This is a genomic window from Streptomyces sp. ICC4 (genome assembly GCF_003287915.1).
Taxonomy (GTDB): Bacteria; Actinomycetota; Actinomycetes; order Streptomycetales; family Streptomycetaceae; genus Streptomyces; species Streptomyces tritrimontium.
Window position 1 is genome coordinate 5,145,725 of record NZ_CP030286.1, and the last position, 21,325, is coordinate 5,167,049.

The following is a 21,325-nucleotide window of genomic DNA, read 5'->3' on the forward strand; positions in this document are numbered from 1 at the left end:
ACCCGCAAGATCCGTAAGAGACGGCCTAATTCGTTTGCGGGCGCCCCCGCCCGACCGTAGCTTCGTAGACGCCCCATCCCCGCCGAAACGGAGCAGGACATTGCTCGTCTGAGGTCCGAGACACCGATCCCCGTCACCACCGCCGCCCCCGTCGTCACGGTGGCCGCCGACGGTCCGGTCCGCTGTCTCACCACGTTGCACGCACCATTCACGCAACCTGGAGGCCTCCATGAGTCCTGCCCCCTCTTTCATCACGTGTTCCGCGCTGTCCTTCGACTGGCCCGACGGAACCCCCGTCTTCGACGGTTTCCACCTGGCCGTCGGCCCCGGCCGCACCGGCCTGATCGGCCTCAACGGCTGCGGGAAGTCCACCCTCCTCAAGCTCATCGCGGGTGAACTGACGCCCTCGGAGGGACAGTTGGCCGTAGCCGGCACGATCGGCTACCTCCCGCAGTCCGTCACCTTCGACACCGCCCTGCGCGTGGACGAGGCCCTCGGCGTGCACACCGCCCGGGCCGCCCTGCTCGCCATCGAGGCCGGCGAGGCGACCGAGGCCAACTTCGCGGCCGTCGGCGACGACTGGGACGTGGAGGAACGGGCCCTGGCCACGCTCGACCAGCTCGGTCTGGCCCGGATCGGCCTGGACCGCAGCGTCGGAGAACTGTCCGGCGGGGAGTGCGTCCTGCTGCGCCTGGCCGCCCTGCTGCTGGCCCGGCCGGACGTCCTGCTGCTCGACGAGCCGACCAACAACCTCGACCTGCGGGCCCGGCGCCGGCTGTACGCGGCCGTGGAGTCCTGGACCGGGCTGCTGGTCCTGGTCAGCCACGACCGGGAGCTGCTGGAGCGGGTCGACCAGATCGCCGATCTGCGCGACGGCGAAGTCCGCTGGTACGGCGGCAACTTCACGCAGTACGAGGCGCTGCTCGCGGCCGAGCAGGAGGCGGCGACACGGATGGTCCGGGTCGCGCAGGCCGACGTACAGCGCCAGAAGCGGGAACTGGCCGACTCGCAGGTCACGTTGGCGCGGCGCAAGCGGTACGGCCAGAAGATGAACGACACCAAGCGCGAGCCGAAGATCGTCATGGGCGCCCGCAAGCGAGCGGCGCAGGAGTCGGCCGGCAAGCAGCGCATCATGCACACCGAGAAGCTGGCGCAGGCCAAGGAACGCCTCGACCAGGCGGCCCTGGCGGTACGGGAGGACGCCGAGATCCGGATCGAACTCCCCGCGACCCGGGTGCCGCCCGGCCGCCGCGTGCTCACCCTGAGCGAGCTGCGCCCGGCCCACGGAGCTCCGGTGGCGGGCGAGTGGGAGCTGCGCGGTCCGGAGCGGATCGCCCTGGTGGGCGGCAACGGCTCCGGCAAGACGACGCTGCTCCGGACGATCGCGGGGGAACTGGCCCCGGAGTCGGGCGAATCGGTGGCGCACGTGCCGGTGCGGTACCTGCCGCAGCGCCTCGACGTGCTGGACGACGACCGCTCGGTCGTGGAGAACGTGGCGCGGTTCGCGCCGCACGCCACGGACAACCTGATCCGGGCGCGCCTCGCGCACTTCCTGTTCCGGGGCGCGCGCGCGGACCGGCCGGCCGGCACCCTGTCGGGCGGCGAGCGGTTCCGGGCGGCGCTGGCGGCGCTGCTGCTGGCGGAGCCCGCTCCCCAGCTGCTCATGCTGGACGAGCCGACGAACAACCTGGACCTGGGATCCGTACGCCAGTTGACGGAAGCGCTGGATTCGTACGAGGGGGCGCTCGTGGTGGCGAGCCACGACGTGCCGTTCCTGGAGTCGATCGGCGTCACGCGGTGGCTGCTGCTCGACGGCGGGCTGCGCCCGACCACGGCCGAGGAGGTCCGTGCTTCCCTGTGGCCGGCGTGAGCCGGTGCGGAGCTAGCGCGGCAGCGGCAGCGGCAGCGGCAGCGGCAGCGGCAGTAAGGCCCAGGACTTGGTGCCGCCCATGGGGGTGAGGACCGGGGTGAGCCCCCAGTCCCCGCCGCACGAGCCGATGACCGCCGAGAGCAGCCACATCCCCCGGCTGCGCCGGATCCGGCACTCCTCGCTCGCCTCGGGCGAGGAGTGCGCCGGGTGCTGGTCGTAGACGACGATGCGCAACGCGTCGAACTGCCAGCGGACTTTGAGCATCATCTCCTTGTCGGGCGTGAACCGATAGGCGCAGGCCACGAGTTCGGAGGCGGCGAGGGCCGCGGTATCGCAGAGGTCGGACAGCCCGTGCCGGGCCAGGAGGGTCCGGATGGCGCCGCGCGCGCTGCCCGCGCAGTAGGCGCCGCCCGGCAGGCCTATGGAGTAGCTCAGCTTGTCCGCCTCGGGCGGGGCCTGCCGCAACTCGTGGACCAACCGCAGGCCACGGAGAGTGCCCGTCATCGTGCTGCTCCAAGGTTCTGGGTGCGTGTCGTGTGGTCGTACAAGACCTCGAGGTCGCCCCGTGTGAGACTTGCATTACCGACCGTAGCGCAACGCGGTGCACAGTGCTACTACTTGTACGACGACTTGCCGTTTTCTCAGGGCATTTCCGGACTCGTGAGGGCAACCCGCCTACCCCCGGCCGGAGGAGAGGGGATCCGTGCCACCCAGGAGTACGCCGACCGCGCGACAGCAGCGCCTGGGCTCCGAGCTGCGCAAACTCCGCGAGCAGTCGGGCACGACCGTCCAACAGGCCGCGGCGCTCCTCGGGGTGGACCGGACCCGGATCCCGAACATCGAATCCGGCCGGATCGGCATCAGCGCCGAGCGCGTCCGCACCCTCGCCTTCAACTACGACTGCCCCGACACGGGGCTCGTGGACCTGCTCGCCTCGATGGCGCGGGAGCGCGACAAGGGGTGGTGGGAGCAGCACCGGGGAATGCTCCCGCCCGCGCTGCTGGACATCTGCGAACTCGAGCACCACTCCGTCGAGTTGCACACCGCCGTGACCACCCACATACCCGGGCTGCTGCAGACCGAGGCGCACGCCCGGGCCGTGTTCGACACCGCTGACCCGCCGCTGCCCGAGCCGGACCTGCAGGCGCGCCTCGCCCTGCGGATGCACCGCCAGCAGGTGTTCGCGCGCGACGCGCCCCCGCTGTACGAGGTGGTCGTCCACGAGGCGGCGCTGCGGATGCAGTTCGGCGGACCCAAGGTGGCGCGGGCCCAGCTCGAACACGTACTGGAGCAGTCGGAGCGGGCCCGCGCGACGGTGCGCGTGATTCCGTTCACCGCCGGCGGCTTCCCCGGCGCCGGCCAGTCCTTCACCTACGCGGCCGCCGAGATCAGCGAGCTGGACACCGTGCAGCTCGACAGCTCGCACGGCTCGATGTTGCTGGATTCGCAGATGAAGCTGCTCCGCTACCGCGGACTGCTGGAGCGGCTCCGCTCGCTGGCGCTGCCGGCCGCCGAGTCCCGCGATTTCGTCCGCGCGATCGCACAGACCCTCTGACCGGCTGACCGGCTGACTGACCACCTGACCGGATCCGACGAGAAGACGAGAGAACGACATGGGCACCACGACCACACCCGCGGCCGCACCCGCGACCACGACGGCCGCCGCGGCGGCGACGGACATCGCCTGGGACGAGGCCTTCTGCAGCGAAGGCGCGAACTGTTTCCGGTTCGGGCGCGACGCCGAGGACCGGGCCTATATCGGCACCACCGGGTCCGCCGCGTTCGTGACGGACTCGATCGACGCCCTCCGCGCACTCGTCTCTGCCGTCAAGGCAGGCGCCGCGGACCACCTTCTGGCGTGAGTTTTACTCATCCGGGCCGCTCCCGACCCCCCTCAAACTGCATAGATAACCGGATGTAACCGGACACAAGCCTGTGTGGGGCTTGGCTGGTCTTGATGTCGGGCTTAACCTACGACTCCGTAGGCTACGGAACCGTAGGTAATTCGCTTTGCACTCAGGAGTACCCGTGACGATCACCTCTCCCCACCTCGGCAGCTCGGAGGCGTGGACCGACGCCAAGCTGCTGTTCGCGCTGGAAGAGGTGGTCGAGCAGGAGCTCAACCGCCATCTGAAGGTCACCAAGGACTGGATGCCCCACGAGTACGTCCCGTGGAGCGACGGCCGGAACTTCCCCGGCTTCTTCGAGGACGGCGAGGCCTGGGACCCGGAGCAGTCCAAGGTCACCGAAATCGGCAAGATCGCGCTCGTCGTGAACCTGCTGACCGAGGACAACCTCCCCAGCTACCACCACGAGATCGCCTCGCTTTTCGGCCGCAACGGCGCCTGGGGCACCTGGGTGCACCGCTGGACCGCCGAGGAGGGCCGCCACGGCATCGTGATGCGCGACTACCTGCTGGCCTCGCGCGCCGTGGACCCGGACAAGCTGGAAGCATTCCGGATGCAGCACATGTCGGAGGGCTTCGAGTCCGACAACCGCCACTCGATGCTCCACTCCGTGGCGTACGTGGCCTTCCAGGAGCTCGCGACCCGCATCTCGCACCGCAACACCGGCCACCAGTCCGGTGACCCGGTCTGTGACCGCATGCTGGCCCGCATCGCGCAGGACGAGAACCTGCACATGATCTTCTACCGCAACCTGCTGGGCGCGGCCTTCGAGATCGCCCCCGACCTGACGATGAAGGCCGTACGGGACGTCGTGGTCGACTTCCGGATGCCCGGACACGGCATGCCCGGCTTCGAGCGGATGGCCGCGCAGATGGCGATCGGCGGGGTCTACAACCTGCGGATCCACCACGACGACGTGCTGAGCCCCGTGATCCGCTTCCTGAAGATCATGGACATCGACGGTCTCGGCCCCGAGGGCCAGAAGGCCCAGGAGGAGCTCGGGCTCTTCATGAACGGCCTGGACTCCGAGGCCAGCAAGTTCGACGAGCGCCTGGCCGCCCGCGCGGCGCGCATCGCGGCCCGCAAAGCCTGACCGGCCTCCGCCCGCCCGTCTGCACGCACGCACGCACGCAGCGGCGGGTGACGACGATCACGACGATTCCCCTGGCAGAGCCTCGCTCTGCCAGGGTTTTCGCGTCTTCGCCGCCGTACGGCTCCGGGTACGGATACGGGTGCTGGGGTACGGGTCAGGGACGGCGGGAGCGCATGGCCTGCCGTTCGGCTTCGGACAGGCCGCCCCAGACGCCGAAGCGCTCGTCGTTGGCCAGGGCGTACTCCAGGCAGGCCGTCCGGCCCTCACAGGCACCGCACAGCCGCTTCGCGTCGCGCAGCGAGGAGCCGGGCTCCGGGAAGAAGAAGCCCGGGCCCGTCTGGGCGCAGAGGGCGAGCTCGTACCAGGCGGGGGCCCCCGCGGTGGCGGGGGCTGCGGTGGCGGTGGTGTTCATCGACATGCCGCAGAGCCTCTCGAGCCCCGATGGACGTCCGATCAACGCCTGATCAACACGCCTGATCAACACGCATTGGCAACACGCCTGATCGACACGCGCCCCGCCCCGCGGTCCGGCCAAAGAGTGAACGACCGTACGTTCGATGGGTTCGGTACGATGGGGGCATGGCAGACGGACGTGTGGAGCGCGGAAACCAAACGCGGCGGACGGTCCTGGAGCGGACGATGAGCATCGCCTCGGTGGACGGCCTGGAGGGCCTGTCCCTGGGGAAGATCGCCACGGACCTGGGGCTGAGCAAGAGCGGCGTGTTCGCCCTCTTCGGCTCCAAGGAAGACCTGCAGCTCGCCACCGTGCACGCCGCCCGGGCCGTCTTCGTCGACGAGGTCGTACGGCCCGTGCGGGACGAGCCCGCGGGGCTCGCCAAGGTGTGGCGGCTGTGCGAGAGCTGGATCGACTACTCCGGGCGCCGGGTCTTCCCGGGCGGCTGCTTCTTCTACTCCGTCGCCGCCGAGTTCGACTCGCGCCCCGGGCCCGTCCACGACGAGGTCGCCAAGATCCGCGGCGACTGGACGCGCCATCTGGAGCGGCTCCTGGAGGAGGCCCGGGTGGCGGGCGGGTTCCGCGAGCCGGTCGACTCCGCGGACGTGGAGCAGCTCGCCTTCGAGATCATGGCGATGATGGAGCTGGCCAACGCCCACTCCGTGCTGCACGGGAGCACCGTGGACTACGGGCGGGCCGCCCGCGGCATCCTCGCCCGGCTGCGCGCGGCGACGGCCGCCCCGGAGGAACTCCCGGAGCGGCCGCCCGTGCTCGCTTTCGCCGCCGCCGACTTCTCGGCGGCCGACGCCCCCGTCGTCAGGCTCCCCGCGTAGGCGGCCGCCGCATCGTCCAGCCGGCGGCCGCCGCGCCCAGCGCGGCGAGCGCGGTGAGCAGGAAGACCCCCCGCCAGTGCTCACCGGTACCGGCGCCCGCACCCGTACCGGTGAGCAGGGCGGCCGTGGCGGCGATGCCGAGTGCGCCGCCCAGCTGCCGGGCCGTCATCAGCAGGCCGGTGCCGGCCGCGAAGCGCTGCGGCGGCAGTCCGGCCGAGGCCACCGTCGAGAGCGCGGTCACCACGACTCCGATGCCGAGGCCGCCGAGCAGTCCGGCCGGCAGGAAGATCTGGGCGTACGAGGTCGAGTCCGCGGCCCAGCCCCACAGCAGCAGGGCGTTGGCGGCGAAGATCAGCGATCCCACGGTGACGGCCGCCCATTGGAGCCGTGCGGGGACCCGGCGTCCCACGACGAGCGCGCCGGCCATGGCGAGGATCGCGCCCGGCGTGACGCCGAAGCCGGCTTGCAGGACCGAGTAGTCCCAGCGGTCGATGAGGTAGGACGGGCCGGTCAGCAGCCACGCGTACATGGCGGCGCCGAAGAGCAGGGCGCCGATGTTGGCGCGGGCGAAGAGCCGGTCGCGCCACAGGTCCCGGTCGACGGCCGGGGCGGGATGGCTGCGCGAGCGGCGCAGGGCCAGGGCGCCCGACAGGGCTCCGCCGATGACGAGGACGAGTACCTTCGGGTCGGTCCAGCCCCATTCGGCGCCCTGGGAGAGCCCGGCGACGACCGCGCCGATCCCGACGGCGAGGGCGACCGTACCGACGGGGTCCGGGAGCCGGCGGCCGGTGCGCGCCTCCTTGGGGACCACGCGGACCGCGGCGAGGCAGACCGCGAGGCCGAGGGGGACGTTGATCAGGAAGATCGCGCGCCAGTCCCACCATTCGACGAGCAGCCCGCCGACGCTGGGGCCGACGGCGGCGGCGAGGCCGCCCGCGGCCGACCACGCGCCGAGGGCCGCGGCCCGCCGGGCGGGCGGGGTGTGGGCGAGTACGAGGCCCAGCGCCGCCGGGATCATCCCCGCGGCGGCGGCTCCCTGGAGGGCGCGGGCCAGGATCAGCAGGTCGGCGGTGGGGGCCGCGCTGGCGGCGAGCGAGGTGAGGGTGAAGGCGAAGGTGGATCCGATGAACAGGGTGCGCCGGCCGAGGGTGTCGGCGAGGCGGCCGGCCGCGGCGAGCAGGGCGGCGAACAGTACGGCGTAGGCGCTGACGACCCAGGTCAGACGGGCCAGCGACACCTCGGGGAAAGCCCGTCCGAGGTCGGGGAAGGCGACGTTGACGACGGTGGCGTCGAGGAACGCGAGGAAGGTGACGGCGCTGGCGAGCCCGAGCATCCGCCCGGCTCCGGGTCCGGGGGCGGGGGCGGGGGCGGCTGTGGCGGCTGTGGCGGCTTCGGGCCGGGTGGCGGTCATCGGCGGGCCGCCGAAATCCCGGCGGGAGCCTGCGCGGTGGTCTGCGCGGGTGCCCCGGCTCGGGCCCTGGCCCATGGTCCGGCTTCGACTTCGACTTCGGCCGCCGTGAGGAACTCGGTGGCGGCGGCGATGATCTCGGGGGCCCGCAGGATGCGGCGGTGGCCGAGCCCGCTGGTCTCGATCAGGCGGGCCCGCTCCCCGTAGGCCGCGGCGATGCCCCGGGACTGGGAGGGCGCGGAGGTGTCGTCTTCGGTGTCGTGGATGAGCAGGATGTCCGAGGGGACCTCCTCGGGGTGGCGGCAGGCGTCGAGGCGGGGCCAGACATCGGGCTCGGCGGGGAACAGCCGGCGCTGTACGTGGCGTCGCAGGGCGTCCTCGACGGCCTGGTTGACGCCCGCGTTGGCGCGGAACCGCTCGGCGAGGAAGTCGAAGTCCGCGATGGCGCCGATCCCGACGATCCGGTCGGCCCGGATCCCGTCCCGCAGGGCGAAGAAGGTGGCCACCACGCCGAAGGAATGGGCCAGGACGGCGGAGAAGTCCCCGTGCTGCGCGTGCAGTCGGCGGATGATCTCGCGCTGCCGGAGGATGGTGGTGAACCGGCCGCCGGACTCGCCGTGGCCGGGTGCGTCGAAGGAGACGACGGTGCGGCCCTGGGCGCGCAGCGCCTCGACGAAGCCTGCGAGGCGCGAGGCGCGCGAGCTCCAACCGTGCACGACGAGCACGGGCCGGCCTCCGTCGCCCCAGCGGTAGGTGGTGACGGGTATCCCGTCCACGACGAGCCGGTCGGTCACGGCCCGGGCCATGACCTCCGCCTCGCCCGGCCGCACCGTCGGCCGGCCGAGGGGCCGCACGAACAGCGCGAACGCCGCCCGCCCGACCGGGCCGGGGGCGGCCCGGGCGGTGATGTTGAGGGTCGTGCTCAGGAGTGAAGCCATGGGAAGCATGCCCGGTTCTCCGGATCTCCTCAGAGTGGCCAGACGAATGCCTGGTCAAGATGATGAAGGGATATTAGCACGATCGTTCGTGTAGTTTTTGAGGCAGGGCTGCGCTCATCCCGCGAGGATCGCGCTGTCCGTTGTCATCCACTGGTCGGCGACAACCGGGCGGCATGGTGGCTTCGAGTCGTGACCGGAACGGGATCGTCTCCTGCTCATGGACTTCGATCCGAGGGTGGTCGGGATGGCCTCGCAGCCGTTCTGGCTCCCCTGGTACGACGGCAAGCGCAAGCGACGGCACGCGCCTGACTTCTTCGTACGCCACTTGGACAGCTCGGCGGTCGTCGTCGATGTCCGGGCCGATGCACGGATCGCGCCGAAGGACGCGGAAGCGTTCGAGTTGACGCACGCGGCCTGCCAGCAGGCGGGTTGGGAATTCGCCCGGCTTGGGACGGCGGACGCGGTGATGCCGGCAAACGTGCGGTGGTTTGTCGCGCTACCGGCACCCGCGGTGCCTGCACCGTCCTCTTGCGGGCCGGTTGCGTGAGGTCTTCACGGGGTCGGACACCTTGCTCCGTGGCGCCGACGCCGCTGGGGATCGCCTCGGGGACTCTCCCCACGTTGTTCCATCTGCTGTGGCTGAATGAGCTGGCCGCCGATGGCCTGGCGATCGAACTGCTTGGGCCACGCACGTTCGTGCGCTTGGCCGAGGGAGCGGCACGATGGCCGGGGCGAGGCGGCGTCGGGTTCAGGCTTCCTTGTCAGCGAACCTGGTCGGACTTCCCTCCGGGGCGAACGGGTGGTGGAAGGTGAAGGCGTGCGGAGCGGAGCCGTGGGCGTGGAGGTGCTCCAGCCTGGAAACCCCGTCCTGCCAGGTGGGTATCACGCCGTCGGAGATCCACCAGAACACGTAAGCCGGGTGTCCCGTCCTCTCGAACCAGTCGTAACGCCTGTTCAGCGCCTCACGGTGCAGACCGGTGTAGATGGCCTCGAAGGCGGGACGCAGGTCGGTCCAGAGTGAGAGGGTCGCGGCCAGGGCGGTGGTTTCCACCGTATGGCCCTTGCCGTACCAGGTCGGCACGGCGAACTCTCCCCATGCACCCCAGTCCAAGTCGAAGTGCGTGCCCCGGGAGCCGTCTGCCGCTTCAGCATGAGCGAGGTACCCGGGGTGCCGGCTGATCTGCGGGTAGATGGCCTCGCCGCTGTCGTGGAGTTCGCGCGTGAGAGGTGCGGGATCGGCGAGAGGTGACTTCAGGACGCCGAATGTGTACAGCGCAAGATGGGGCATGCGTCTCTCCCTGGTTGAGGGTGCCTGGACCAACTCGTCCCGTCGCGGGTGGCTCGGCCCGAAGGAACTCCTGTGCGACCGTGTGCGATCGCCGGAGACGAGGTGAAGGTAGCTGCCTCCGCGGGCCATGTCGAAGTTGCGTTTTCCCTGTCCAAGTGGCCTCTTGCGCCGGTCCTCGCGGGGGCTGGGACGGTGGCGCTGCCTGCCGTCGCGGAAGTCCGCACCGTCCCGGTGACCGCGGAGGAGCAGCATCGAAAGCTCCGCTCGGGCCGGCGGGCCGGCGGGCCGGGGCGACGCCGACGGCCTCGACCGGAGGACGCAGCGACTGGGTTCGCTGTCAGAGGACCATCGCGCGGCGGGCGCGGAGGGCGGCCTTCAGCAGCTTCTCGTCCAGCCACATCTCGCCGTCGTCCGTGGAGTCGTTGGCGGGGATGCGCTTACGCCGTTCGATCATCGCCGTCACGGCCGGCAGCAGCGGCAGGGCCTGCCCGCCCATCCGGGCGAGCCCCGCGAGGTAGAACTCGCCGACCGTGTAGTCGTCGAGGTACGGGGCCATGAGGTCGAGGAGCCGGGGCAGGACCGTGGGGCCCGCGTGCCGGAGCCAGAGCGGGGCGCACTCGGCTTGTGTCCGGCCCGGCCACCGAAAGGTGAGGTTGTACAGCTGCGCGGCCTGCCGGAAGGTCAGCGGGCCCGCGTCCAGCAGGGCGCCGAAGACCTCCGGCGCCTCGCGGAGCCTGCCCACCCCGATGGGCTTGGCCGACAGCAGTGAGGCGGCGGACGCGGCGTCGTGAACCGGGGCGCTCCCGCACCTCGCCCCGCGGACCGGGCGGGTGAACCCGATCGCGGCCAGCAGGGCGCCGTGCTCCCTCATCGCCTGCTCCGATATCGACGCCGTGGTGAGGGCATCGGCCACGGCCGGGCTGACCTCCCGCCCGCGGTGGCGGACCAGCAGGGGCAGCAGTTCGGCCGGCGCCGCCCGGAAGGCGTGGCACGCCGCGCGTGCGAGCCCGGCGCCGATGTCACGGGTCGCCGGGTCGGCCAGCAGGAGGGCCGCGAGTCCGTACGCGTGCCGCTCGCGGTCCAGCCCGCACAGCAGCCGCCCCCAGCGCTCCCCGGCGTCCGCGAGATGGAGCGCCGCTTCCCGCGCGTCGGCGAGCAGCGCCGCGTCGAGGTCCGGGCGGCTCGCGGGAGGGGCCGTGCGCAGCGCGGCCAGGTGCGCGAGGAAGCGCACGGCCGCGAGGGGGTCGTCGCGCAGGTGGGCGACGCCGTCGCGGAGGCCTTCGGCCAGGACCGTGCGCACCACCGGTTCGGTGAGTTGGCCCAGCACCGCGAGGGCGAGGTCCGGGTCCCCGGCCCGTACGAGGAGCCGCGCGGCCAGGCACCGTACCCGCTCGTCGAGGTCGCCGACCCGGAGCAGCGCGGCATGGGCCGCCTCGGGCCAGGGCCCGTCGTGGGCGAGGCTCAGGAGGAGCTCGAAGGCCCCGATGCGGACGACGGGGTCGGCCGAGCGGGTCAGTCGGAGCAGGCGGACGGCCTCGGGGCAGGACCGGTCGGCGCGCACGGCGTCCAGCACCATGGCCGTGCTGAAGGGTTGGCGCCTCCTACGGAAGCTCCGCTGCAGCACCAACCGGATCACCGACATCGTGAAGGCCGTCCTCGTCCTCCACCACGCCTCAACATGAGGTTGGAAAAGGCTCAGTAGCTCCTCGACCCCGCGCAACGAGGTGTAAGGAATGCTCACCTGCGTGTTGGCCGTCGAGGCCGTCGTCACCACGGGTGAGGCCGCATGCGGTGCCTGGCGGCCTTGCCGAGCCGCGCTGCTCAGCGTCGGAAGGCCGGCCGGTGTCCAGCAGGTGCAGGCGGTACGACGCCCGGCTTCTTGGCCGAGCGGGCGGCGCTGGTGCGGAGGGGAAGCGGCCGGCGGCTGGAGCCGTGAGCGAGTTCGAAGGCGACGTCCTGGATCAGGGACGTGGGGGCGTGGGTGGAGAGGTGGATGGCCCATGTAGGACTGTCGACTGTATTCCCGCCCCAGATGGTCCAGGCCGGCAGGAGGTTGCCCTGCTTGACGTGGGTGTCGAAGCGGAGGCCTGCCCCGTCGTTCGTGGGCGCGGTCCAGTCGATCAGCCGGGCCCCGCACTTCAGGGGCCAGCCCGCGTCTTCCAGAGGGCGGGATGCGTGGGCGAGGTCCTTCTCCTCGATTGGGGTGGCGGCGCCCAGGCCCCAGGAGTCTTCGGTGCTGAGGCTGTCGAGGAGGACCCGCATGATCTCGACCGGCGTAGTGGGGGTGGCGGTGGCGTGCCAGAGGCGTTCGCCGACGGGTGACTCGTAGGCCGCGATCGTCCAAAGGCTGTCGCCGTGGGCTGCGCCGTGAAGGAACTCGACGCGCAGGGTGAGAGGTTCGTGGCTGGCGATGGTGAAGTCGTCACCCGCACGCCGCTGACCTGTGGAAATCGACTGTCGATCCCCCTGGCCTGCAACGATCAGCCTTTCCCGCCCTTTCGTCGTGCTGCCCATTGATACGGCCGATTCTCCCCAGCCACTCCCCAGCGGCGCTTCATTCTCCCCAGATTCTCCCCAGCGGACGCTGCCTCTGAACGAGGATTTCCGCTGGCGGGGACGTGATCGACCGTTCAGAGTCCGTGCTGGTCGAGAGTCGTCATCAGCTTCCGCTTGCGTTTCTGATCGGCGCGCAGGGCGGCCAGATAGGTGGCGAACTCGGCCTCGGTACCGAGCGTGCGGTGACAGGCGCGGGCGCTGAGCAGCAGTTCCGCCACGCGTTCGTAGGTGCTGTCGCCGGTCTGCTTGCGCAGTGGCTCGATCCAGCGCAGGTAGACGGTCAGCGCGTCGGCCGGTCGACGGTCACGGATCCGGTCGGCGAGGGCCAGCCACTGCCGCTGGTCCGCGTACCCGTCGGCGGCGGTCTGCCAGGCGGCTTCGAGGTCGGCGTCATCCATGAGCGCGTCGAGCAGCACCGAGCCGCCGTACCAGCGGCCCTTGTTCAGCTGGTCGGCGGCCTTCAGCACCTCCAAGGCGCCCGCGCGCTCGGAACCCTCCCAGGTCCCGGCCGCACGGGCGGCCGTACGAAGTTGCCGGTAGGCGGCCAGCGAGGGGCGGGCCCGCAGTAGGTCCCGGCGGATCGCGACCACGTCGGCCAGGCGGCCGGTCCGCGCGTACCGGTCGCAGACGAAGGTGACCAGCTCTTCGTCCGGACCCCAGTCGGACTCGGTCTCCCGCAGGCCGCGTTCGGCCCAGTCCAGGGCCTCTGCCGCGCGGCCCGCCGCCTCCAGCTCCTTGGCGATCACCAGGTGGGTGTGGCCGGTCGGGGCGAGGTCTGCCGCGTGGACGGCGACCAGTGCGTCCAGGCTGCCGCCGTCCGCCTTCAGGAGGCGCTCCATGAGGAACTTCTCCGCCGACCCCTTGGGGTTGGCCCGCCAGGCGGCCTCCACCAGTTCGCGAGCCCGGGCCATGCCCGGCTCACCCAGTACGTCCCGGTAGTCGAAGAGGTCCGTGTCAATGGCGTCGTTCGCGTCGTCCAGCAGATGGCGCACCAGCCATTCGGAGGTTTCCACGGGGTCGGGTCTGGCGTTCCGGCAGGCCTCCAGATGGGCCTCGGCCAGCCCGGTGGCGACGTCCCCGATCAGGCCGTCCGAGTCGTCGATCTCCCCGTACGTCCTGCCCAAGGTCCGGAGCGCCTCGCGGGCCACCTCCACCGCGTCCGCCGACCGGCCGCTCGCCGTCAGCGTGCGCAGGGCGGTGACCGCCTCCGCCGCCTGCCGCCCGTACGCGTGGGCATCGGCGTACTCGACGTAGCCGTGGCGGGCGAAGAGCCGGGTGTCGAGGAGGCTCAGGATGCGCTCGCGGACGATGCCGGCGTCCTCCCCGGCGGTGGCCGCGCGCAGCTCCAGGCGGCGGCGCAGGTCACGGTTGTCGGCGAGCTGTTCCCGTACCAGGGCAAGCAGCTCCTCCCGGGTCCGGGACTCCAGCCAGGAGTCCAGCAACCTGGTACGCGATGCGGCGGCCGACCGCTGCCGAGGCACGGCTTCGGCTTGCCCCAGGACGGTCAGGCCCACTGCCACGCAGTGCTTGCAGAAGTTCCCCTCCTGCCCGTACGGGCAGTCGCACCAGCCGGTGAGCCCGCCCTCCTCGTCCTCGGTCAGCTCGACCTCGTAGGCGTCGGTGCCGTCCACGGTCGCAGTGATCGCGGAGTCCCCGATCTCCAGCCGGGACACCGCGGACAGATAGCCGAACCCCCGCTCGAAGGAGCGCGCCCCCGCCAGCCGGCGCAGGTCTTCCTCGGTGAACCCCGGAGCATGTGTCACGGCATTCATTCAATCGGATCAGAACCTCTCACCGCTGGATACTCAGACAGTCCCGAGGCGCTACAGCGACGTGATCTCGCCCGCGCGGGCTCTTGTACGGGGTCCGTCGGTCTGCCGCACGCGGGTGGCGCGGCTTCGTGACCGTGCGGGCCACCACGCGCGGGTCCGCTGCGGCGATCGCGTCCGGCAGTTCTGTACGGCTGCGCAGTCCGAGGCGTTCCGCGAGGCCGGAGAGGATCGGCCGGCCTTCGCCGCCCGGCTCCAGGTGTCCGGGAGTCCGGCCGGTTCCATTCGTGCGCGCCGATCACTCCGAGCAGTTCACGCGGCGAGCCGATACCCGGCTCTGCCGGACGGGCCGTGCGCGTGGACGCATGCCCCCCCGCACCCCGGGCGCGCGGCGCAGCGGGATCGTCCAGTCGTCCTCGTACGGAATGGGCAGCATGCCCAGCAGCCGTGCCCTGCGCGCCTGTTCGCGGCGGTGCCGCCGGAAGGCCTCGGTCGGGCTCTGGAGAAGGGCCCGGTGCCTGCGCTCGGCGTGGCGGCTCAGGGAGGCGAGGAGCCCGGCGCGGAAGGGCGGTCGCCGCCCCAGAGCAGTGCGGTGCCCTTGCCGGCGACGGCTTCAAGCGCGTGGAAGCGCCGCTCTGGGATCGCTCGGGCGCGCCGCGGAACCGGGCTGTCGGGACGCCCTGTGTCAGTGGTCCTGAGGCCTGGTCTGCTGCGGGTTCTCCAGATATTCGGGGCAGTCGGGGTTGTGGCAGGGGCCCGGTCCCCATACGGGCACAAAGACTCCGAGCGTCTTGTGCCTTCTCTGGACGGCCGTGGGCACGGTGTGCTTGCAGACCGGGCACACAAGCGCCCCTTGTGGTCCGGTCTCATGCTCGGCTTTGCTCATTCTTTAACAATAGGCTCCACGGTGGGAAAATGGGGAGCGGACGGCGCATCGCTCGTCTTGCGGCGGCGTTCAGCTCGCCGGCCGGGGCGGATCGTCCGGCCCCTGCTCGCCCTCAGGAGGTGTGCCGCCGCCATCGAGCCCAGGGTTCTCGGTTGCCGTATCCGGCGGGGATGCCGCCTGCTCGTCGGCTGGGTGGGTTGGGGCGGGCCGGCGCATGCTGAGTACGACGGAGCCGGTCAGGACGGTGACGATGACGGCCAGGCTGACCGGTGAGGGGATCTCCGGGATGCTGGGGCTGATCAATTTATGGGATGCCTGGAGGATGAGCTTGACGCCGATGAAGGCGAGGATGATCGCGAGACCCCTGTTCAGGTAGTGGAACCGGTCCAGGAGGCCGGCGAGCATGAAGTAGAGGGCCCGCAGGCCGAGGATCGCGAACGCGTTGCTGGTGTAGACGATGAACGCGTCGTCGCTGACCGCGAGGACGGCGGGAACGCTGTCCACGGCGAAGATCAGGTCGGCGGCCTCGATCGCGGCGACCACCGCGAGGAGCGGGGTGGCCATGCGCGTGCCGGCTTCCTTGACGAAGAATTTCGCTCCGGCGTATTCGTCTCGGACGGGGATGATCTTGCGGAGCATCCGCACGGCGAAGCTCTTGCCCGGGTCGAAGCTGTCCTGCTCGTCCTTGAGGAGCTTGTAGGTGCTGTAGAAGAGGACTGCGGCGAAGGCGAAGAGCACCGCGGTAAAGCGGCTGACCACGGCGACGCCGAGGGAGAGGAAGACCCCGCGGAAGACGAGGGCGCCGATGACGCCGAAGAACAGCACGCGGTGCTGGTAGGCGCGGGGGACCTTGAAGTAGGCGAAGATCACGGCGAAGACGAAGAGGTTGTCGACCGACAGGCTCTTCTCCAGCAGCCAGGCCGTCGTGTACTCCGTGCCCGCCGTCGTGCCGAGGACGAGGAAGACGACCGCGCCGAAGATCAGGGCGAGGCTCACCCACAGGCCGCTCCATGCGGCGGCCTCCTTGAACCCGATGACGTGCGCGGTGCGGTGGGCCAGCAAATCGACCGCCAGCGACACCACCACTGTCGCGGCGAACGCCCCCCACAGCCAGAGCGGGACATCAAGCACGTCGGGAACCCTCACGATGGCCCGCGCGGAGTACGCCGGCCCCTATACGCGAGTGTGCGGCATTTCGCCCCCTGACGCACGGCCGAGCGGTCTGTGAGCCGCAGGTCCCGCACCGGCCCGCCGGGGCATGGCCCGGGCCGATCGCTGAGGCCAGGCGGCTCGCCGAGAACGTGCGCAACGAGCGTTCTCATGGGGCGGGAGACCGGTCGCACCGCCCTGCGCGGGAACCTCCCCCTGCTCGTCAGCGGGGACCTGTCCACCGAACCTCCGATGCCTGTGTCCATCCGCATCACCCCCGGGCCGGGAACGCCCCGCTGCGCCGCCGTGATCGACGGTATGGAGATCCTGATGTCCCCACGCTCCTCCTGAACCGGGAGGGCGTGACTCGGTACACCGGGTGCGGGCCGCGGGCCACGGGCTCCGATGGTCAGGATGACGATGATGCAGGTGCTCGCTGTCTCGCTGATACCGGGCAGGGGTTCCTTCCCTCCGGAAGACAGCGGCGCAGCGGTCCGTCACCGTGGCCGGCGCTGCCGGGTGTGGTCAGAGGCGGGAGGCGATGGCGGGCAGGAGGTCCTTGAAGGTGCGGCCGTCGGCCGGCTCCCCGATCGCGGACATGTTCCAGCCTCCGCCGGAGCGGTGGACCTTGGCCATCACCTGCGCGGTGTATTTGCCGCCTCCGGAGAGGGTGTAGCGGGCCAGTTCCTGGCCGTTGCTCTCGTCGACGAGGCGGCAGAAGGCGTTCTCCACCTCGGCGAAGGTCTGCCCGGTGAAGGAGTTGACGGTGAAGACGATCTGGTCGACGTGCACCGGTACTCGCTGGAGGTCCACGAGGATGGACTCGTCGTCGCCGCCCTGGCCGGCGCCGCCGACGAGGTTGTCCCCGGTGTGGCGGACGGAGCCGTCCTTGCTGACCAGTTGTTGGAAGAAGGCCACGTCCACCGGCTCCTTCCCGGCGAAGAGGACGGCCGAGGCGTCGAGGTCGATCTCCCGGGCGGTCAACCTGGCGAGGAATCCCTTGCGCGGGGCGGCCTGCCAGCCGAGCCCCATCCGTACGACGCTCAATGCCCCGCCGCCGCTCTTCTCGAGGGCTTGGCGGTGCGACCCGGCGGAATGCCGTGGCGAGGAGTCGAGCCCGACGCGCGAGCGGAGGCGATGGCGAGAGTCGTGATGGCCGCCGCCGCCCGGTCGGCACTCGTCGACGCGTCCGCGAGGGGCTGCTGGATTCCGGCCGTATCCGGGGTGCAGTCGGGAGCGGGGTGAACAGTACCGACCGTCGCGCTTTCGGGCGGGCCGAAGGTGCGGCCCGCCCGCATGCATGCGTCGGCGCGTCAGATGCATTCCTGCCCTGCTCGCGGTCCTCGGCTCCTGCACGGCAACGGCCTGGCGGCACCGCCGGGTCCGCCGTCGCAGCGTCCGGGCCCTTGCCGGGCTGCCCGCCACCGCGGTGGCGGTCGTGCGCGACGACGCGCCGTACGCGTACGCGCTGCCCGGCGGGCGCCGGGAGCGCATCGTGGTGACCACCGGGATGCTCGCCGCGTTGGCCTCGTGCGAACGCCGGGCCCTGTTCGCGCACGAGCGCGCTCATCTGTCCGGCCGCCACCACCGGTTCCTGCTGACGGTCCGGCTCGCCGCCCGGGCCAACCCCTTCCTGCGCCCCCTGTACTCGGCGGTGCCGTACACCGCCGAGCGGTGGGCTGACGAGGATGCGGCCGCCGCTGTCGGGAGCCGGCGCACCGTCGCCGTCGCCATCGGCAAGGCGGCCCTCATAAGTCGCGGCACCCCCCTCGCCACGCTCGCGGGATTCGCCGCCGCCGGGCCGGTACCGCGCCGGGTCGCCGCCCTGTTGGGGCCGGCCCCCGCGGGAGACGACTGGCCTCCGGTCTTCACCGCGGTCGGCCTGGCAGCATGGGGAGCGGCAACGGGCGCGGCTGTCTCCGCCCTGTCCTCGGCGAACTCCGCCGTCACGCTCTTCTTCATCCTCCACGCTGCCACCCCGTTGTAAGGCGAGCCGTGCCGGTACGGCACCGGCCGGAAGCGGTACGCTTCGCGGCCGCGGTTTACCGCAGGGCGGCGAGGTGTACGCGATCGTCCATTTCTTCTTCGCCTTGGCGATCTCCTGTATGACGCTGACCTTGCCGAAGGCGAAGGCGAAGCCGGCGGTCAGCGTGTCGAGGTTTTCGTCGAAGCGCCGCTGCAGGTCCGTGGAGCCGAAGTTCCGCAGCACCTCGTCGGTGGCGATCAGCTGTGCGACTCGCCGGCGTTCGGAAGGTTCGATCGTGCCGTCTGCTGCTGCGGCCATGTCGCCCACGATGAGACCGCGAGGCCCGCGGCGCCGCCCCCGACGGCGGCGCCTGAAGGCGCTCCCCCGCCCGCCTGCGACACCTCCGGACGCTCTGTACGGGGAACTGCCGGACCATGGCCTGGAGCCTGCCCTCCCACCGCCGACCGGTTGCGCGGCCGGCAGGCGCGGAAGAGGTCAGTGGACGCCGAGGAAGATGCCGCCCGGGGTGCTCAGATCGTCGTTGTACAGGTGGAACGCCCGGATGGACTTGGTGACTTCCTGCTGGGAGATGAAGGCGTCGCGGTCCAGGTCCAGCCGTTGGAAGACAATCGGGGCGTCTTCGGGGGAGATCCCCCAGAGGCCCAGATACCTGACGAACTCGTCCCGGCTGATCTTCTTGTCCCCGTCGAAGTCCACGACATTGAATACGGCACGCGCGATGTCATCCAGCAGATGGGATCCGTTCGCGCCGAAGCCCGCAGCCCGGTTCGCCGCGACGAACTCGTCGAGGGACAGACGCTCCTGGCCCGGCGTCGCCTGCTGCAGCAGTCCCAGCCACTGTGACCAGTACGCCCGCTCCAGTGAACTGATCTTGGGGTCATTCCTGGCCAGCCCGTAACCGGTCGCGTACCTGTCCACGATCCGCTCGTGGTCACCCCACCCGACGAATCCGTCCTCGTCGGCGTCCAAGGCCACGAACAACCTTCGCAGCCTGCGGGCGATCGGATCAGTGATGGCCATGCGTCAAGTCCTTCCTGAAGGGAGACCGGTGCGGCGTGACGCCGACTCTCCCTCATTGTGACCGTATGTGCGGGATGCCCACAGCGGGCCTCCTCGGCTACGGCACCGACCGCCCACCCCCGAATGGGGGGGCTGCCGGTCGCGGACGGCCGCGACTACGTCGTGAGCTCTCGGGCAGAGGTCACGAGCACGGTTCGCCGTGGTGCGGCTGGGGAGGGGCTGAGCACTGGTGTGCCGTCCCCTCCCGCCTTCAACCCCGCACAGCTCAGCCGAGCAACGCCATGGCCGTGCGGTCGTGCTGTGTGAAGCAGCCGCTCCGGCTGCGGTGCGATGCCGGGTACTCCCGGCCGGCCGTGGGTGTCTCCGCATCTGTCAGGAGAGCCATGAGTTCGGTGCGGGCGCGGGCCACGCGGAGCGGACCGTGCCGACGGGACAGCCGATGGCTTCGGCCGCGTCGGCGTAGGGCAGGCCGAGGAGTTGGGTGAGGACGAAGGCGTCCCGGCGTTCGGCAGGGATCGTTGCCAGGAGCTCGGCCTGGTCGTTCCGTTCCGCTACGGCCAGCGGCGTACCGCCGGAGGAGGACACCTGGTCCACGGTCGCCGTAAGGGCGGGAGGGACCTCGCCGCCGTGTTCGCGCACCCAGGCCGCGACGGCCGTGGCCGCTCCCTTGCGCGGCTTGCGACCGTCGGGCAGGTCGACGCCCGACATCCGGGTGGTGGCGGTGAACGGGACCCACTCGGCGCCGGCCACGACCCGCTCGGTCAACTGGTATTCGTGATAGCCGAATTCGATGATCGATCGGCCTTCGGGCGTCTCGTCGGCGAGAGGACAGCAGGGCGGCCCGCGCCAGTCGCTCGATCGATGTGCCCCCGACCGGGAGGAGGGAGCTGGCCCGACGGTTGCCGTAGGTGATGGTGCCCGTCTTGTCGAGGAGCAGGGTGTTGACGTCGCCCGCGGCCTCGACGGCCCGCCCGGACATGGCCAGGACGTTGCGCTGGACGAGCCGGTCCATCCCGGCGATGCCGATCGCGGAGAGCAGCGCGCCGATCGTCGTCGGGATCAGGCACACGAGGAGTGAGACCAGGACGATGCCGGTGACACCGTCGGCGGTGAGGGCCGCGGTGTCGTGCGCGGCGGCCATGGCGTCCTTGGAGAAGATCGCCATGGGCTGGAGCGTGACGGCCGCGACCAGGAAGACGAAGGTCAGCCTGACCAGGAGCAGGTTGAGCGCCAGCTCGTTGGGGTCTTCTGCCGGTTGGTGCCCTCTACCAGGGAGATCATCCGGTCCAGGAAACTGGCCCCGGGCTCCTGGGTGATCCTTACGGCGAGCTGGTCGGAGAGCACGCCGGTGCCGCCGGTGACCGCGCTGCGGTCGCCGCCCGACTCGCGGATGACCGGGGCGGATTCACCGATGATCGCGGACTCGTCGACGCTCGCCGCGCCCTCGATCACATCGCCCGTCACCGGGAATCAGCTCCCCGGCCGGTACGAACACGCTGTCACCGCGCCGGAGTTCACCGGCCGATACGGTCTCCTCGATGTACGAGCCCGCCCGCGCGCCCGGCTCCCAGCCGGTCAGCCGGCGTGCGCTGGTCTGCTGCCGCGTGCGGGGCAGGGTGTCCGCCTGCGCCTTGCCACGGCTCTCGGTCACGGCCTCGGCGAGGTTGCCGAAGACCACGGTCAGCCAGAGCCACGCGGTGATCAGCCACCCGAAGAGGGTGGGGTGGAAGGCGGCGATGCCGGTGGTGAGCGCGGCGCCCATCTCGGGGACGAACATGACCGGTTCCGGAACAGGGTCACCGGGCTGAGCTTGCGCAGCGCCTACGGGAGCGCGCGCCACAACTGCTTCGGGTCGAGCATCCCGGCGCCGATCCGACGGGGCCGGTCGCTTCCGGGAGGTGGTGCGTGACGGACGGGGGCGGGGCCGACCGCGGTGGAGGCGGCCATCAGAACTTCTCCGGCTCGATCAGGGCGATGACCAGATAGGCCAGCAGGGCGACGGCCACGACCAGGCCGACAGTGTTTCGACGGTCATCGAGACCTCGTCCTCACAGGGGGAAACAGGGGCAATGTGGATCTTCAGGGCAGCTCCAGGCCGCGCGCACGCGTGCCTGGGGCCGTCCTCCGCCGGGCTGCCATCCGGCGGAGGACAGAAGAGGGCCGGCGG

At 71.1% G+C, this 21,325-nt stretch carries 20 protein-coding genes and 4 pseudogenes; 9 read left to right on the forward strand and 15 right to left on the reverse strand.

Annotated features, from left to right (window positions below; all coding sequences use genetic code 11):
* Nucleotides 1-229 precede the first annotated feature (229 nt).
* A complete protein-coding gene (locus DRB89_RS23985) occupies nucleotides 230-1,870 on the forward strand; it encodes an ABC-F family ATP-binding cassette domain-containing protein (protein WP_204357804.1) in 1,641 nt (546 codons plus the stop codon).
* Nucleotides 1,871-1,882: 12 nt separating this feature from the next.
* On the opposite strand, the gene DRB89_RS23990 is transcribed toward DRB89_RS23985, so the two are convergent.
* A complete protein-coding gene (locus tag DRB89_RS23990) occupies nucleotides 1,883-2,374 on the reverse strand; it encodes an ATP-binding protein (RefSeq protein ID WP_239516307.1) in 492 nt (163 codons plus the stop codon).
* Between the two features lie 199 nt (nucleotides 2,375-2,573).
* Here DRB89_RS23990 and DRB89_RS23995 point away from each other — a divergent pair, with 199 nt between their 5' ends.
* The 3 genes from DRB89_RS23995 (at nucleotide 2,574) to DRB89_RS24005 (ending at nucleotide 4,870) form a co-directional block, all read left to right on the forward strand.
* A complete protein-coding gene (locus tag DRB89_RS23995; RefSeq protein ID WP_112450305.1) occupies nucleotides 2,574-3,425 on the forward strand; it encodes a Scr1 family TA system antitoxin-like transcriptional regulator in 852 nt (283 codons plus the stop codon).
* 58 nt (nucleotides 3,426-3,483) lie between these two features.
* Nucleotides 3,484-3,732: a hypothetical protein gene (locus tag DRB89_RS24000; protein ID WP_343234569.1), complete on the forward strand. Its 249-nt coding sequence runs from the start codon at nucleotides 3,484-3,486 to the stop codon at nucleotides 3,730-3,732.
* 166 nt (nucleotides 3,733-3,898) lie between these two features.
* Nucleotides 3,899-4,870, forward strand: coding sequence for an acyl-ACP desaturase (locus DRB89_RS24005; RefSeq protein WP_112450306.1), 972 nt, complete (start codon nucleotides 3,899-3,901; stop codon nucleotides 4,868-4,870).
* A 154-nt stretch (nucleotides 4,871-5,024) separates the two neighbouring features.
* On the opposite strand, the gene DRB89_RS24010 is transcribed toward DRB89_RS24005, so the two are convergent.
* Nucleotides 5,025-5,282, reverse strand: coding sequence for a WhiB family transcriptional regulator (locus DRB89_RS24010; RefSeq protein ID WP_239516845.1), 258 nt, complete (start codon nucleotides 5,280-5,282; stop codon nucleotides 5,025-5,027).
* 167 nt (nucleotides 5,283-5,449) lie between these two features.
* On the opposite strand from DRB89_RS24010, the gene DRB89_RS24015 reads away from it, so the two are divergent.
* Nucleotides 5,450-6,157 (forward strand): TetR/AcrR family transcriptional regulator, encoded by a 708-nt coding sequence (locus DRB89_RS24015; RefSeq protein WP_112450308.1) that lies wholly within the window; start codon nucleotides 5,450-5,452, stop codon nucleotides 6,155-6,157.
* Here the strand turns inward: DRB89_RS24015 and DRB89_RS24020 are convergent.
* Nucleotides 6,141-7,568 (reverse strand): DHA2 family efflux MFS transporter permease subunit, encoded by a 1,428-nt coding sequence (locus DRB89_RS24020; protein WP_112453668.1) that lies wholly within the window; start codon nucleotides 7,566-7,568, stop codon nucleotides 6,141-6,143. The genes DRB89_RS24015 and DRB89_RS24020 overlap by 17 nt on opposite strands.
* Nucleotides 7,565-8,503, reverse strand: a complete 939-nt coding sequence (locus DRB89_RS24025) for an alpha/beta hydrolase (protein WP_239516308.1) — start codon at nucleotides 8,501-8,503, stop codon at nucleotides 7,565-7,567. The genes DRB89_RS24020 and DRB89_RS24025 overlap by 4 nt, the downstream gene beginning before the upstream one ends.
* A gap of 217 nt (nucleotides 8,504-8,720) precedes the next feature.
* On the opposite strand from DRB89_RS24025, the gene DRB89_RS44820 reads away from it, so the two are divergent.
* Nucleotides 8,721-9,050, forward strand: a complete 330-nt coding sequence (locus DRB89_RS44820) for a TnsA-like heteromeric transposase endonuclease subunit (protein ID WP_239516309.1) — start codon at nucleotides 8,721-8,723, stop codon at nucleotides 9,048-9,050.
* A 201-nt stretch (nucleotides 9,051-9,251) separates the two neighbouring features.
* Here the strand turns inward: DRB89_RS44820 and DRB89_RS24035 are convergent, their stop codons facing one another.
* A complete protein-coding gene (locus DRB89_RS24035; protein ID WP_112450310.1) occupies nucleotides 9,252-9,791 on the reverse strand; it encodes a DUF3291 domain-containing protein in 540 nt (179 codons plus the stop codon).
* Between the two features lie 337 nt (nucleotides 9,792-10,128).
* A complete protein-coding gene (locus tag DRB89_RS24040; protein WP_112463410.1) occupies nucleotides 10,129-11,367 on the reverse strand; it encodes a hypothetical protein in 1,239 nt (412 codons plus the stop codon).
* Between DRB89_RS24040 and DRB89_RS24045 the strand changes: the two are divergent.
* Nucleotides 11,366-11,473, forward strand: a pseudogene (locus tag DRB89_RS24045) (IS5/IS1182 family transposase); the annotation flags it as partial. The gene DRB89_RS24040 and the pseudogene DRB89_RS24045 sit on opposite strands and share 2 nt — an antisense overlap.
* 139 nt (nucleotides 11,474-11,612) lie before the next feature.
* On the opposite strand, the gene DRB89_RS24050 reads toward DRB89_RS24045, so the two are convergent.
* From DRB89_RS24050 to DRB89_RS24070, 3 genes are all read right to left on the reverse strand, one after another.
* Complete coding sequence (locus DRB89_RS24050) at nucleotides 11,613-12,305, reverse strand: DUF317 domain-containing protein (RefSeq protein WP_112452815.1); 693 nt, start codon at nucleotides 12,303-12,305, stop codon at nucleotides 11,613-11,615.
* A 116-nt stretch (nucleotides 12,306-12,421) separates the two neighbouring features.
* Nucleotides 12,422-14,110 (reverse strand): SWIM zinc finger family protein, encoded by a 1,689-nt coding sequence (locus DRB89_RS24055; RefSeq protein ID WP_239516310.1) that lies wholly within the window; start codon nucleotides 14,108-14,110, stop codon nucleotides 12,422-12,424.
* Between the two features lie 961 nt (nucleotides 14,111-15,071).
* Nucleotides 15,072-16,133, reverse strand: a complete 1,062-nt coding sequence (locus DRB89_RS24070; protein WP_112463411.1) for a TerC family protein — start codon at nucleotides 16,131-16,133, stop codon at nucleotides 15,072-15,074.
* A gap of 189 nt (nucleotides 16,134-16,322) precedes the next feature.
* Here DRB89_RS24070 and DRB89_RS24075 point away from each other — a divergent pair, with 189 nt between their 5' ends.
* Nucleotides 16,323-16,502 (forward strand): hypothetical protein, encoded by a 180-nt coding sequence (locus DRB89_RS24075; RefSeq protein ID WP_112452301.1) that lies wholly within the window; start codon nucleotides 16,323-16,325, stop codon nucleotides 16,500-16,502.
* A 174-nt stretch (nucleotides 16,503-16,676) separates the two neighbouring features.
* Here the strand turns inward: DRB89_RS24075 and DRB89_RS24080 are convergent, their stop codons facing one another.
* Nucleotides 16,677-17,198: a TerD family protein gene (locus tag DRB89_RS24080; protein WP_343234665.1), complete on the reverse strand. Its 522-nt coding sequence runs from the start codon at nucleotides 17,196-17,198 to the stop codon at nucleotides 16,677-16,679.
* A gap of 274 nt (nucleotides 17,199-17,472) precedes the next feature.
* Between DRB89_RS24080 and DRB89_RS24085 the strand changes: the two are divergent.
* Nucleotides 17,473-18,138, forward strand: a pseudogene (locus tag DRB89_RS24085) (M56 family metallopeptidase); the annotation flags it as partial.
* Nucleotides 18,139-18,228: 90 nt separating this feature from the next.
* Here the strand turns inward: DRB89_RS24085 and DRB89_RS24090 are convergent.
* The 5 genes and pseudogenes from DRB89_RS24090 to kdpF form a co-directional block, all read right to left on the reverse strand.
* Nucleotides 18,229-18,435, reverse strand: a pseudogene (locus DRB89_RS24090) (TerB family tellurite resistance protein); the annotation flags it as partial.
* Between the two features lie 177 nt (nucleotides 18,436-18,612).
* Nucleotides 18,613-19,158 carry an EF-hand domain-containing protein gene (locus DRB89_RS24095; RefSeq protein ID WP_112452303.1) on the reverse strand — a complete coding sequence of 182 codons (546 nt, stop codon included), beginning with the start codon at nucleotides 19,156-19,158 and terminating at the stop codon, nucleotides 18,613-18,615.
* Between the two features lie 372 nt (nucleotides 19,159-19,530).
* Nucleotides 19,531-19,719, reverse strand: a complete 189-nt coding sequence (locus DRB89_RS44830) for a sigma factor-like helix-turn-helix DNA-binding protein (RefSeq protein ID WP_239516846.1) — start codon at nucleotides 19,717-19,719, stop codon at nucleotides 19,531-19,533.
* Nucleotides 19,693-21,018: pseudogene (locus tag DRB89_RS24100) on the reverse strand (HAD-IC family P-type ATPase); the annotation flags it as partial. The gene DRB89_RS44830 and the pseudogene DRB89_RS24100, both read right to left, overlap by 27 nt.
* Nucleotides 21,019-21,104: 86 nt before the next feature.
* On the reverse strand, nucleotides 21,105-21,170 hold the full coding sequence (gene kdpF / locus DRB89_RS24105; protein WP_112454188.1) for a K(+)-transporting ATPase subunit F: 66 nt from the start codon (nucleotides 21,168-21,170) through the stop codon (nucleotides 21,105-21,107).
* Between the last annotated feature and the right edge of the window lie 155 nt (nucleotides 21,171-21,325).